The following is a 13109-nucleotide window of genomic DNA, read 5'->3' on the forward strand; positions in this document are numbered from 1 at the left end:
AGCTAGTAAGGACGAGGATTTGGGGCTATCCATCCTGCCCCTAACGCTACGAGAAGGAGAATCACGACTAACGCAGAAAACATGACACGACGACCGAGATAGTGGCTCATTGGTTTGTCTTTCTTCGATGAATCCTCTGGGTCTTCGCGAACCATTTCGATAAGCGCTTTTGCGAGGTTAAAGATGATGAAAAGCAGCAAAAGGACAAGCGTTAACTTAAACAGAAATACGGTGGACATGGCACCTCCGGTTTCGTCGTCGATATTATCGAAATGGGTTTGGGTTGCTGTATTTTTAACTGTGGCTGTGTTTTCTCTATTGGTCAAACTGGGCTTTTGGCAATTGGAACGTGGTAATGAAAAGCAGCTTTTGGAACAAGCGATTTTAGCAAGGGAAAATACCTCTTATCAGGACATATCTGAAGTACTGGAAAAGAACGATTGGCGAGAAGAAAGTGTTATAGGGATTAAAGTAAAAGCAAATGTGACGCCTGAACCACTCCCAATTATTTTATTAGATAACCAGACCTATCAGGGGGAAGTGGGTTACCTAGCGTTTCAAATCGTATCGATGTCTCATGATCCTGCGACTCTGACGCTGCTTGAACTTGGATTTGTGAAGGGGAAAAGATCCAGAGCCGTACTTCCGAAGGTTGAATATCTGACAACGCCATATGACATCACAGGGCGTTTGTATCGTAAATCTACTAATCCACTAAGTTCAGACCTAATGGCTGAAATGGGCGATACGATAAGAGTGCAAAACCTCAACATTAATCAACTTAGCCAACTGCTTAATATTGAGTTAATGCCTACGGTCATTCAACCTGACAATCTAACGCAATGGTCGTACCCATTTCCTTGGAATCCCTTACCGTTAACCAGTGCAAAGCACTTTGGTTATTCTTTTCAATGGTTTGCTATGTCTGGCGTATTTTTGTTTATCACAATCCTGATTTTTATTCGTTGGATTCGACAACCACGCTCACAAGGAGGTGAGAAATGACAAATGCAGTCACGAAAGGACGAATTGTATTGGTGTCTCTGATTTGTCTATTTGCGCTCCCCGCGATTATTGCCAAGGTTGTATTGAGTCAAGGTTGGTACGAAACGGGGGTAACCAATCGAGGTGAATTGGTTGAGCCATATATCACGCTCGAACAATTAGGTCAGCCATCACCATTAGACGAAAAAGGTTGGCAATTAGCGTATGTGTTGCCTCCGGAGTGTAAAGAACAGTGCCAACAACAAATACATTTGATGCAACAAAGCCACATTGCATTAGGTAAATATCAGGAGCGTGTGGTGCCAGTTATCTGGACTTCGGAAGAGACCAATAATGTTGCCCAGAGCAAGAGCATTGTGGTGATGCAAATGAATGATTCGTTGTCATCGAGAGTGAAAGCAGGGCAGATGTTGATCGTCGACCCTCTCGGGCAGCTAGTTATGTCCTATACGCCAGAAGCCAACGAGGATTTGGTGCGGTTAAGTAAAGATGTATTGGCGGACTTACGAAAGCTATTGAAGTTATCACGCGTAGGCTAGGGAGAGTGCAATATGACGTTAAGTCGTTTGGTTAAGTTCAGCCTGTGTCTTACTCTTGTAGTCATTATGTTGGGAGCATATACACGCTTGGCTGATGCGGGGTTGGGATGTCCAGATTGGCCTGGTTGCTATGGTCAGTTATTTGTACCCCAAACTGAAGCTGAAGTTACTAAGGCAAATGCTCTGTTTCCGGAGCGAGCAGTGGAGCAAGGAAAAGCGTGGTTAGAGATGATTCATCGTTACTTCGCTGGAACTTTAGGCTTAGTCATTCTGATGATGGCAATCATGGCGGTGAGAGCAGAGCGAGTTGATCCGACAATTCCGGTTTTGCTTTGCGTTCTTGTTTTGTGCCAAGCGGCATTAGGAATGTGGACGGTAACGTTAAAGCTGATGCCAGTGATAGTTATGCTTCATCTACTTGGCGGCTTTACGCTGCTTGCACTTCAAGCGCTGTTCTACTGCCAATTACAATCTAAAAACAGCCTCTACTTTTCTCCTTCTTCCAAGAGCGTGAGAACGTTCTCTTTGATGGCTTTTGGTGTGGTGTTGTTGCAAGTGTTGCTTGGCGGATGGACATCATCAAATTATGCCGCATTAATGTGTACCACTTTGCCAATATGTGAAGGTAACTGGACAAGCTATTTGTCTTGGAAAGAGGCATTTTCGTTTTGGCAGACAGGTTTTGATAACTATGAGTTCGGTGTCCTAGATTACCCTGCCAGAATGACTATTCATGTTAGCCACCGTATTGGTGCCATTATTACCGCATGCGTGGTGTTGATTTACTGCATCTTACTATTAAAACAAGATTCACATCATTCCCAACGCCTCGGTATCTGGATTGGATTCACCTTGGTGTGTCAGATCTTATTGGGCGTGAGTAACGTTGTGTTCCAGCTCCCTATTTATGTTGCGGTGGCACACAACCTCGGCGCTGCCATTATGCTTACACTTATTTGCGTTAGTCAGTTCTACCTATGGCAGGGTAAAGCTCGTTGGGGTCATCAAGCGAAAGGAGTTCGCTATGAGTAAAGAGATCGCGCTACCTCTAGAAAGTGGTAAGAGAAAGATTGGGTCAACCTATTTAAAACTAACAAAGCCAAAAGTCGTCGCTCTTATGTTAATTACGGCTATTGTTGGGATGAGCTTAGCTCCGGTTGCTGACTTTCCTTGGTTACAAGCTGCCATTGGTCTTACTGGTATCGGCCTAATGGCAGGCTCTGCTGCAGCGTTTAATCATCTGATTGATCGTCGTATTGATGCGCGAATGGCTCGCACGCACAAGCGACCTTTGCCTTCAGGTGATACTAACCCTTTGTCTGTTGCGATTTTTGCTACTGCTCTGGGGGGAATTGGGTTTGTGTTGCTTCATGCATTGGTCAACCCACTGACGGCATGGATGACCTTCTTAAGCTTGTTAGGTTATGCGGTGGTTTATACCATGTATCTTAAGCGAGCAACCCCGCAGAATATTGTGATTGCAGGGATTGCAGGCGCAATGCCGCCACTACTCGGTTGGACGGCGGTAACTGGAGAGTTACACGCGCATGCTTGGCTATTGGTAATGATTATTTTTATTTGGACGCCGCCACATTTCTGGGCGCTCGCAATTCACCGTGTCGAAGACTATCGCAAAGTGGATATCCCAATGCTTCCAGTCACTCATGGCATTGAGTACACCAAGACATCAATTCTTTTGTATACGATTCTACTCACGCTTGTCTGTATTTTGCCTGTGCTGGTGGGGATGGTCGGCTCTGTATATTTATTCTCTTCATTGCTCCTCAATGCTGGCTTTATGTATCACGCGTGGAAGTTAAAGTTTTCACCGGAATCAAATAGCGCAATGGAAACGTTTAAATTCTCCATCTATCACTTATTGGCGCTGTTTGTTGCGTTATTGGTGGATCACTATATTGGTGTGTTTTTATGATCTAGAGCCACACAAGGGCAAGCTCACAACTGCACCGAACTCCGGTGCAGTTTTTGTTTGTACGGCGCAATACTAGGGTCTGCTGCTGTCGTTCCCAATAATGTTTACACCCCAGTCAACTCGTCCTTCGGGAGCGTTTGATTGACCCGATTACTGTGTCAAACAACATGGAAAGAACTGGCTATGACACGACCTTGTTTTCCTTACTTACTTTCGGTAATCAAGGGAGCGATGACAACGCTCTGAATTCGGCGTCGTGGAATCACTTGGGTATATTGGTTTTGGAACCAAGAGCGATGAACTATGAGTCTTTGAGAAAACTGCTACTTTTCACCAAACTTGAAATCAAATATCTAATCGAGCGTACCATCAGGTCGCCTTTAGTATAAGAGTCGGAACCAGATAGGATGGAGAAGGGCGAACAGAGAAACTGAATGAGTTTGATAAAGAGTGAAGGGTAAAGCTGAAGCAAACAAAAAGGGATGCCGAAGCACCCCTTAGACTAGATTAGAGCGGGAACTCTTATTCTGGTTGTACCAATTCTTCGTATTGGAACTCAGGTACAACAACTTCAACACGACGGTTCTTCTCGCGACCTTCGTGAGTGCTGTTGTCTGCAACTGGGTTTTCTTCACCCATACCAGTAACTGTGAAGCGGTCTGCATCGATGCCTGCTGCGATTAGGTAATCCGCAACAGATTGAGCACGACGCTCAGACAGTTTTTGGTTGTAAGCTGCTGGACCAGAGCTATCTGTGTAACCAGTGATTTCAACTTGAGCTTGTGGGTACTCGTTCAAGAAGTTTACGAAGTTGTCTAGACGCTCAGATACTGAATCAGTTAGCTTCGCACTGTCGAATTCAAACGTACCTGTACCGTACTCTTCTTTGTGCGTCTTCGTCATCATTACTGGTTCTGGCTCTGCAACCACTTCTTCTGTTACTACTGCTGCAACAACAGGTGCTGCTGCGAACTTGTAGTTAACACCGATACCAAAGAAGTTTGCATCCATATCATCTAGGACATCATCAGAGATATCTTGGTAACGTTGGTATTCAGCACGAACACTCCAGTTTCTATCGATAGTGTATTCAGCACCAAGCGAGCCTGTAGGAACGAAATCTTTTTCGTCACCCGAAATCATGTAAGCACCACCGATTTTCGCGAATAGATTCCACGTATCGTTTAGATGCCAGTTGAATTTAGGCGCAAGCGTTAATGCCCAAAGATCACCGTCGATCGTATTTACTGTATTAGCCCCTGACTTGAAATTAGCTTCGTAGTCACCTAAGTAATCAACACCGTACTCAAGGCCAATGATATCGGTAAAGTCGTAACCGATGTGCATTCCGGCACCGAAAGCATCATCATCACAAGGGCTGTTTAAATAGCAAGCATCATCTAGCGTAGTCATGCCCACTTTGCCCCCGATATACATTTCAGCTTGAGCAGAGTTAATTAAACCACCAGCTACCACTGCTGCTACTGCAATTGCTACTTTGTTCATAATGTTTCCTTGTATTGATTGCATATTAGTTTCTACTTTGTTTTTACAACTTGAGTAAAACTAGGTAGTTATAAGAAATTAGTTTAATAGGAAATAAGTTTAATATTCATTTAAATTAACATCAAGCAACAATATCTTAGATCTTGCTACACTTTTCGTCGCCAAATACCTCACAAACTTCTGATATTTCTTACATTGTAGACAAGATTTTCAAAGTTACAGGAAAATATATGATAATTTTGAACTTTCCGTGTACATAAAAATTTACGCTGTGTTTTGTTTTGAACATTAGTAGTTAATTTGCATTTTTTTAGAAAAAGTGATTGCAAGCGGTCGGCGAAGTCGATAAGTTACTTGCATTGACACGATTAAATGAGCCCACAGCCCTTACTATTGCTTGCTTTGTGAACAATGTTGCAGTGAGTAAAGTTTGAGCAAAATAGTGGGACTTGGATAGTAATTAGGAAGTAGAAGTAATGTTTCAAACTGATGATGTAAGAATTAATAAAGTAAAAGAGCTATTGCCACCTGTTGCAGTGCTTGAAAAATTTCCGGCGACCGAAACTGCTTCCACAACTACTTTTGAATGTCGTAACGCCATCCACAATATTCTTGAAGGTAAAGACGATCGCCTACTAGTGATTGTTGGTCCATGTTCTATTCATGACCCAGAGGCGGCGGTAGAGTACGGTAAAAAACTGAAAGTACTTCGTGATGAACTCGGTGAGCAACTAGAAGTTGTGATGCGCGTTTACTTTGAAAAACCACGTACTACGGTAGGTTGGAAAGGTCTGATTAATGACCCATACCTAAACGATACTTACAAACTTAACGACGGCCTTCGCATTGGACGTAAGCTTCTGCTTGATCTAACTGATATGGGGCTTCCAACGGCAAGCGAGTTTCTAGATATGATCACGCCGCAATACGTTGCCGACCTGATCAGTTGGGGGGCGATTGGTGCTCGTACAACAGAGTCTCAGGTTCACCGTGAGCTTGCGTCTGGTCTGTCTTGCCCTGTTGGCTTTAAAAACGGTACAGATGGCAACATCAAGATCGCAAGTGATGCAATCCGTTCGGCAAGCGCATCTCACCATTTCTTGTCAGTCACTAAGTACGGTCATTCAGCTATCGTTGAAACGGCAGGTAACCCTGATTGCCACATTATTCTGCGTGGTGGTAAGGAGCCAAACTATAGCGCATATCATGTAGACCAAATTAAGGATGAGCTGGATGCTGCCGGTCTACCTAAGAAAGTGATGATCGACTTCAGCCACGCGAACAGCTCTAAGCAATTTAAACGCCAAATGTTAGTTTCTGATGATGTGTCAGAGCAAATTTCTGGCGGTGAAGATGCTATTTTCGGTGTGATGATTGAGTCGCATCTTGTTGAAGGTCGTCAAGACTTGGTTGATGGTAAAGTTTCAACTTACGGTCAATCGATTACTGATGCATGTATCGGCTGGGAAGATACAGAAACAGTTCTACGTCAGCTATCCGACGCAGTAAAAGCGCGTCGTGCCAAATAAAAACTGAGAGAATAACACTCACAAAAAGCCAGCTTCTCGCTGGCTTTTTTAGTTTAAGTAGAGAGTAGTTAGCTATTTCATGGCTTAACCTGTCGCACATAACCCATGTGTTTTAGCCCTAAATCCGTTAAGGTGTCTGGGTAGATTAAAAAACACTCAAGGAATGAGATGAATAGAAACGTCTGGCTATTATCACTTTGCCAAGCCTTATTGATGACGGGGAACATACTTCTGATTTCTGTCATTGCGCTTATCGGTAAACAAATTGCGCCTTCTTCAAGCATGATCACTTTGCCAGTAGCGTTGCAGTTTCTCGGATTAATGTCTGCGACGATCCCGGCGTCCTTAATTATGGGAAAGCTGGGACGCCGTCTGGGTTTTAGCTTAGGTAACATCATAGGTATAGCTGGAGCGTCGTTGGCAACCTATGCGCTATCTCTGCAAAACTTTACTTTGTTTTGTGCTTCCACCTTTTTGCTAGGGGTAGGGATTGGTTTTGGTACTTTATATCGATTTGCTGCGATAGAAGTGTGTGATGAATCAGCAAGGCATCGAGCGATCTCTATTTCTATGGCGGGTGGGGTGCTAGCTGCCGTTTTGGGACCAAACCTCGCTATCTATTCGCAAAAGTGGTCGACAGATGGACTTTATATTAGTGCTTTTGCTGTACTCATTGTTTTATATATAACGTCATTAGTTTTACTACAGACGATACGATTTCCAGCGGCGAATACGCAAAATTGCTATGCAAAACCAGACTCTCTCAAGGACATTATTTATCGTCCTAACTTTATGATTGCGGTGTTAGCAGCGATGGTTGCCTATGCCGTGATGAATATACTAATGACAGCGACACCGTTAGCCATGATTGGCTGTGGGTTTGATTTCACAAGAGCTGCTGGGGTTATTGAATGGCATGTATTGGGCATGTTTGTGCCTGCTTTTTTTACTGGTCGGTTAATTGAACTATTCGGTGCAAAGAAAATGATTTTAGCTGGTGGTGTGCTGTTCATCGCGTGCATAGCAATTAACATGCATGGGTTATCTATTTGGCACTTCAGTACGGCGTTGATCTTACTTGGTGTTGGATGGAATTTTATGTTCATTGCCGCAACCAGTTTGTTTAGTCAGAGCTATGAAGTGAAAAATAAAAGCAAAGCGCAGGCGTTCAACGAGTTCTTCGTATTTAGTTGCGTCACCATTACTGCACTTTTGTCTGGTTGGTTGGAGTCGACAGTAGGGTGGCAAAATTTGAATTTGTACGTCTTACCTTTTGTCTTATTGGTGATGGCAATCTTTATTGTTAAAACGAATAATAATTCTGAATCTCAAATTGCATAAACTGAGTTCAAAATTTTATAAGACCCAGCTATTAAGGCTGGGTCTTTTTTGTCTATCAGCTCACAACCCGTAACATTATTGATTAATTATTGTTATCTAAGTGAGTTTTTTGGGCTTTAAATGTCGCATTGGTAAGATTTTTTCTCTAGCATTTTGTAATAAATATAACAATCGTGTATATATCCTGTCGCAATTTAATAAAAACTATAGAAGTCTCATCTATGTCAGCCTCAACTTCCAATAAAGCTCAAGAAAACCTCGTAGGAGATTCTGACGAACTGGTCTCCACCACCGATCTCAAAGGTGTTATCACTTATTGCAATGATGCGTTTTGCAGAATTGCTGAATACAGTCACGATGAACTGCTCGGACAAAACCACAATATCGTTCGCCACGGAGATATGCCCAAAGCCGCTTTTGGTGATATGTGGGCTCGCCTAAAACAAGGTAAAGCGTGGCGCGGAATTGTAAAAAACAGTACGAAGTCGGGTGGTTACTATTGGGTCGATGCTTACGTAACCCCAATTTATGAAGGCCATCAAGTTGTGGGTTATCAATCGGTTCGTGTTAAGCCCAAGCGAGAGTGGGTGGATATCGCTTCTAAAGCGTACCAAGGGCTTCTAAAAGCAGAGAAATCCGGTCGAGCGTGGGCGTTGAAGTTAAATGACACCTTACGCTATGCAATTCTTCTTGGTGCGTTAGTAGCACCAGTAACGAGCTTGGCTCTGTCACTTGAAGGTCCTCTTGCTTGGTTAACGACATTGTTACCGGCAGGTGTTTTAGCTGTTCTCTTCCGCCAGGAACTTGTTGATACGCCTCTGCAATTTAAAAGGTTACAAGCGCAGTACGACAGTGTAAGTCGTCTGGTGTATTCCGGAAATAAACCATTCTCGATTGCAGATTTCCATATCAAGATGCTCTCTGCCCGTATTCGCACCGTGTTAGGACGTATGACGGACTCAGCTCTGCCTTTACAAAGTTGCGCGGAAGAGCTTAGCAGCACGACGGCAGAAGTTTCATCAGCGCTAACTCAGCAGAATATAGACATTCGGCAAGTTCGCGATGCGACAGAGTCGATGGAAGCGTCTGCAAATTCAGTTTCATCCAGCACTAACGACGCGCATCTACTGATAGACGATACGTTGCAGTCATGTCTGATGGCGAAAGAGACCATCGACCAAACTCATACCAACTTAGCGCAACTTAGCTTACAAGCTGAGAAAGCGACAGAAACGACTTATCAATTGAGCGATCAAGCGCAAAAGGTAAGCCAATTAATGGAAGAGATTGGCGGGATTGCCGACCAAACTAATCTGCTAGCACTTAATGCTGCAATTGAAGCTGCGCGAGCGGGTGAACAAGGTCGTGGTTTTGCTGTTGTTGCTGATGAAGTAAGAGCGCTCTCAGGGCGTACTTCGAATGCGACTGAGCAAATTAAAGCATCCATTGAAACCATGCTTACAACGATTCAAGGTTGGCAGAAAGACATTATTGCCAACAAAGAACAAACGGACACTTGTTCAAATGTCGCAGAGCAAAGTGCATTGCGATTATCTGAAGTCGAGCAGATGATGCAAACCATGAGTGGTTTGATGGTGAATGTCGCGGACTCTGCTAATAAGCAGTTGCAGCTTTCTAGCGACGTAAATCAGCACATTCATTCTATTGCTTCGACAGCAGAGCAGAACTTAGCGGCAACACATTCTGTAGAGCAAAACAGTAAGCAGTTGAAAGAGCAAGTCCAAGATTTCTATCGACTAGCTATTCAGTTTGAAGAGAAGTGATTCCAACCAGTTAGCTGAATCGTTGTTGAAAAATGATTAGATAAAATAAAGCCCCGCCGAAGCGGGGCTTTTCAGTTTTCAAATTCGCAATAGAGAAAACTGATAATACTAAGCGATTAAGCTAGCAGTTCTTTTGCTGTGTTCACTACGTTTTCTACAGTGAAACCAAACATTTCGAACAGTTGGTCAGCCGGTGCAGATTCACCGAATGTTGTCATACCGATGATACGACCGTCGAAACCAACGTACTTGTACCAGAAGTCTGCAATGCCAGCTTCTACAGCGATACGTGCAGTTACGTCTGATGGCAGTACTGATTCACGGTAAGCTGCGTCTTGCTTGTCGAATGCATCTGTTGATGGCATTGAAACAACGCGCACTTTCTTACCTTCAGCGGTTAGTTGCTCAGCCGCTTTCACTGCTAGTTCAACTTCAGAACCAGTTGCAATTAGGATTAGCTCAGGCTTGCCATCACTGTCTTTCAGGATGTAAGCACCTTTCGCGATGTCCGCTACTTGCTCAGCCGTACGCTCTTGTTGTGCTAGGTTTTGACGAGAGAAGATAAGTGCAGATGGTGCATCTTTACGTTCAATCGCCAGTTTCCATGCTACTGCAGACTCAACTTGGTCACATGGACGCCATGTGCTCATGTTTGGAGTCAGACGTAGAGACGCGATTTGCTCAACTGGTTGGTGAGTTGGACCATCTTCGCCAAGACCGATAGAGTCGTGCGTGTAAACTTGGATGTTCTGAACTTTCATCAGAGCAGCCATACGCATAGCGTTACGAGCGTATTCCATGAACATTAGGAATGTTGCACCGTAAGGAACAAAACCGCCGTGTAGTGCGATACCGTTCATGATCGCTGTCATACCGAATTCACGTACACCGTAGTGGATGTAGTTACCAGAGAAGTCGTTCGCTTCTAGAGACTTAGAACCAGACCACATAGTTAGGTTAGAAGGTGCTAGGTCAGCAGAGCCGCCCATGAATTCTGGAAGCATTTGACCAAACGCTTCTAGTGCGTTTTGAGATGCTTTACGTGATGCGATGTTCGCAGGGTTTGCTTGAAGGTCTGCAATGATTTGGTTTGCTTTTGCTTCCCATTCAGCCGGTAGATCACCGTTTACGCGGCGTTTGAATTCAGCTGCCAGCTCAGGGTACGCTGCTTCATAAGCTGCAAATTTCTCGTCCCACGCTGCTTCCTTAGCTGCGCCTGCTTCTTTCGCTGACCATTCTGCGTAGACTTCCTGCGGAATTTCAAAAGGACCGTGCTCCCAACCTAGTTCTTTACGTGTCGCTGCAATTTCTTCAGCACCTAGTGGTGCACCGTGACAGTCGTGTGAACCAGATTTGTTTGGTGAACCAAAACCGATGATAGTTTTAGTACAGATAAGTGTAGGGCGTGGATCTGCTTTTGCCGCTTCGATTGCTGCGTTGATCGCTTCAGAGTCGTGACCATCTACAGCAGGGATTACGTGCCAGCCGTAAGATTCAAAACGCTTAGGCGTGTCGTCAGAGAACCAACCTTCAACGTGACCGTCGATAGAGATGCCGTTGTCATCCCAGAATGCGATCAGTTTGCCAAGACCTAGCGTACCAGCAAGAGAACAAGCCTCGTGCGAGATACCTTCCATCAGACAGCCGTCGCCCATAAACACGTAAGTGAAGTGGTCAACGATGTCGTGGCCTTCTTTGTTGAACTGAGCCGCTAGTGCTTTCTCAGCCATTGCCATACCAACAGCGTTAGTGATGCCTTGACCTAGAGGACCCGTTGTAGTCTCGATACCAGGTGCGTAGCCGTACTCTGGGTGACCAGGAGTCTTAGAGTGAAGCTGACGGAAGTTCTTAAGATCGTCGATAGATAGCTCGTAGCCTGCAAGGTGCAGTAGAGAATAGATAAGCATAGAGCCGTGACCGTTAGACAGTACGAAACGGTCACGGTCAGCCCACTCTGGGTTTGATGGGTTGTGGTTTAGGTGAGAGCGCCAAAGAACTTCAGCGATGTCAGCCATACCCATAGGTGCGCCTGGGTGGCCAGAGTTAGCTTGTTGAACACCGTCCATGCTTAGTGCACGGATTGCATTAGCTAGATACTTTCGTGTTAGAAGAGAGCGATCCATAGTAGTTACTTCTCGATATTTGATTTAAATAGAGGGAACTCGTCGGAACAAGTTCAAATAGAATTTTTTGAATAAAGCGCTGATGCTAAAAGCGAGTAGGCTGGCTACTCGCTTTTGGTAAGCAATTAAAGCTTAGCTGCGATCATGTCTTCTAGTTTGCCTTGGTCAACCGCGAAGTTACGGATACCTTCAGCTACTTTCTCAACAGCCATTGCGTCTAGGTTGTGCTCCCATAGGAACTCAGCGTGAGACATTGGAGCTGGACGCTCTTTAGAACCTTTAGAATCAACCAGTTTCTCTACAACTTCGCCTTCAGCAGCTTCTAGCTCAGCAAGAAGAGCAGGAGCGATAGTTAGACGGTCACAGCCAGCAAGTTCTAGGATCTCGCCGATGTTACGGAAGCTTGCGCCCATAACAACTGTGTTGTAACCGTAGTCTTTGTAGTAGTTGTAGATGTCTGTTACTGAGATTACACCTGGATCTTCTGAAGCTTCGAAGTCACGACCTTCTTTCGCTTTGTACCAGTCCATGATGCGACCAACGAATGGCGAGATTAGGAATACACCTGCTTCAGCACATGCACGAGCTTGTGCGAAAGAGAATAGAAGCGTTAGGTTACAGTTGATGCCTTCTTTTTCAAGGATCTCTGCAGCGCGAATACCTTCCCAAGTAGAAGCCAGTTTGATTAGGATACGGTCGTTAGTGATGCCTGCGTCGTTGTACATTTTTACAAGTTGACGCGCTTTAGCAACACTGCCTTCTGTGTCGTAAGAAAGACGAGCATCTACTTCTGTAGAGATACGACCAGGAATAGTTTTTAGGATCTCTTTACCGATGTTTACTGCAAGCATGTCACAAGTGTCTTGTACTTGTTGTGCTTTGTCGTTGCTTTGTGCTTTTGCGTATTCGATAGAAGCGTCGATTAGAGGTGCGTACTCTTCGATTTGAGCCGCTTTTAGGATAAGAGATGGGTTCGTTGTTGCATCTTCAGGCTGGTACTTTTTGATTGCGTCAATTTCACCAGTGTCCGCTACTACAGTTGTTAGTTTACGAAGTTGCTCTAACTTGTTGCTCATAATCGATCATCCTATATAAATGGGCTTAAGTGTGGTTTTGAGTACCACAGCTTGTGCATTTGCAAGCGTGTCGGCTAATCGTCTCATCATAATTAACGAGACATCTGCTCAGCCAACTACGGAAAATTTCGGTACCGAACATTTGCTTTGAACATTTGATCGGTAGCTGAGTAAATGATGAATCCATATTTATCCTATCCATGCTGAAAGTCAATCGTCGAAACCGACTTTAAGTGAAGTTCATCAACGTTTTTTTGCTGTGTGTTCAGAGCG

General features: G+C 44.4%; 11 protein-coding genes. 7 read left to right on the forward strand and 4 right to left on the reverse strand.

Annotated features, from left to right (window positions below; all coding sequences use genetic code 11):
- Positions 1–2 precede the first annotated feature (2 nt).
- Positions 3–239 (reverse strand): DUF2909 family protein, encoded by a 237-nt coding sequence (locus QMY49_RS22380; protein ID WP_283314434.1) that lies wholly within the window; start codon positions 237–239, stop codon positions 3–5.
- Between QMY49_RS22380 and QMY49_RS22385 the strand changes: the two genes are divergently transcribed.
- From QMY49_RS22385 to cyoE, 4 genes are read left to right on the forward strand one after another with little or no spacing between them, the layout of a single operon-like run.
- Complete coding sequence (locus tag QMY49_RS22385; RefSeq protein ID WP_045486720.1) at positions 238–1005, forward strand: SURF1 family protein; 768 nt, start codon at positions 238–240, stop codon at positions 1003–1005. The genes QMY49_RS22380 and QMY49_RS22385 overlap by 2 nt on opposite strands.
- On the forward strand, positions 1002–1544 hold the full coding sequence (locus QMY49_RS22390; RefSeq protein ID WP_029788565.1) for a hypothetical protein: 543 nt from the start codon (positions 1002–1004) through the stop codon (positions 1542–1544). The genes QMY49_RS22385 and QMY49_RS22390 overlap by 4 nt, the downstream gene beginning before the upstream one ends.
- Positions 1545–1556: 12 nt before the next feature.
- The gene (locus QMY49_RS22395; RefSeq protein ID WP_283314436.1) at positions 1557–2576 is read left to right on the forward strand and encodes a COX15/CtaA family protein; all 1020 of its coding nucleotides are present in this window, start codon (positions 1557–1559) and stop codon (positions 2574–2576) included.
- A complete protein-coding gene (cyoE, locus tag QMY49_RS22400; protein ID WP_069217661.1) occupies positions 2569–3477 on the forward strand; it encodes a heme o synthase in 909 nt (302 codons plus the stop codon). Before QMY49_RS22395 ends, cyoE begins: the two co-directional genes overlap by 8 nt.
- Before the next feature lie 522 nt (positions 3478–3999).
- Here the strand turns inward: cyoE and QMY49_RS22405 are convergent.
- Positions 4000–4983 (reverse strand): OmpA family protein, encoded by a 984-nt coding sequence (locus QMY49_RS22405; protein ID WP_005452383.1) that lies wholly within the window; start codon positions 4981–4983, stop codon positions 4000–4002.
- Positions 4984–5459: 476 nt separating this feature from the next.
- Between QMY49_RS22405 and aroG the strand changes: the two genes are divergently transcribed.
- From aroG to QMY49_RS22420, 3 genes are all read left to right on the forward strand, one after another.
- Positions 5460–6512 (forward strand): 3-deoxy-7-phosphoheptulonate synthase AroG, encoded by a 1053-nt coding sequence (gene aroG, locus QMY49_RS22410; protein WP_283314443.1) that lies wholly within the window; start codon positions 5460–5462, stop codon positions 6510–6512.
- A 168-nt stretch (positions 6513–6680) separates the two neighbouring features.
- Positions 6681–7853, forward strand: coding sequence for an MFS transporter (locus QMY49_RS22415; RefSeq protein WP_283314446.1), 1173 nt, complete (start codon positions 6681–6683; stop codon positions 7851–7853).
- A 221-nt stretch (positions 7854–8074) separates the two neighbouring features.
- On the forward strand, positions 8075–9637 hold the full coding sequence (locus QMY49_RS22420; RefSeq protein WP_009696364.1) for a methyl-accepting chemotaxis protein: 1563 nt from the start codon (positions 8075–8077) through the stop codon (positions 9635–9637).
- 116 nt (positions 9638–9753) lie between these two features.
- Here QMY49_RS22420 and tkt read toward each other — a convergent pair whose 3' ends face one another.
- Both tkt and tal read right to left on the reverse strand, forming a co-directional pair.
- Positions 9754–11760, reverse strand: a complete 2007-nt coding sequence (gene tkt, locus QMY49_RS22425; RefSeq protein WP_069217659.1) for a transketolase — start codon at positions 11758–11760, stop codon at positions 9754–9756.
- A 125-nt stretch (positions 11761–11885) separates the two neighbouring features.
- On the reverse strand, positions 11886–12836 hold the full coding sequence (gene tal, locus QMY49_RS22430) for a transaldolase (RefSeq protein ID WP_005425862.1): 951 nt from the start codon (positions 12834–12836) through the stop codon (positions 11886–11888).
- Positions 12837–13109: the final 273 nt, after the last annotated feature.

Origin of the sequence: Vibrio harveyi, assembly GCF_030060435.1 — a bacterium.
In the GTDB taxonomy this organism is placed as follows: Bacteria; Pseudomonadota; Gammaproteobacteria; order Enterobacterales; family Vibrionaceae; genus Vibrio; species Vibrio harveyi.

Coding starts and splice junctions, on each gene's coding strand:
- QMY49_RS22385 (WP_045486720.1), top strand. CDS start 238: ATGGCACCTCCGGTTTCGTCGTCGATATTATCGAAATGGGTTTGGGTT.
- QMY49_RS22380 (WP_283314434.1), bottom strand. CDS start 239: ATGTCCACCGTATTTCTGTTTAAGTTAACGCTTGTCCTTTTGCTGCTT.
- QMY49_RS22390 (WP_029788565.1), top strand. CDS start 1,002: ATGACAAATGCAGTCACGAAAGGACGAATTGTATTGGTGTCTCTGATT.
- QMY49_RS22395 (WP_283314436.1), top strand. CDS start 1,557: ATGACGTTAAGTCGTTTGGTTAAGTTCAGCCTGTGTCTTACTCTTGTA.
- cyoE (WP_069217661.1), top strand. CDS start 2,569: ATGAGTAAAGAGATCGCGCTACCTCTAGAAAGTGGTAAGAGAAAGATT.
- QMY49_RS22405 (WP_005452383.1), bottom strand. CDS start 4,983: ATGAACAAAGTAGCAATTGCAGTAGCAGCAGTGGTAGCTGGTGGTTTA.
- aroG (WP_283314443.1), top strand. CDS start 5,460: ATGTTTCAAACTGATGATGTAAGAATTAATAAAGTAAAAGAGCTATTG.
- QMY49_RS22415 (WP_283314446.1), top strand. CDS start 6,681: ATGAATAGAAACGTCTGGCTATTATCACTTTGCCAAGCCTTATTGATG.
- QMY49_RS22420 (WP_009696364.1), top strand. CDS start 8,075: ATGTCAGCCTCAACTTCCAATAAAGCTCAAGAAAACCTCGTAGGAGAT.
- tkt (WP_069217659.1), bottom strand. CDS start 11,760: ATGGATCGCTCTCTTCTAACACGAAAGTATCTAGCTAATGCAATCCGT.
- tal (WP_005425862.1), bottom strand. CDS start 12,836: ATGAGCAACAAGTTAGAGCAACTTCGTAAACTAACAACTGTAGTAGCG.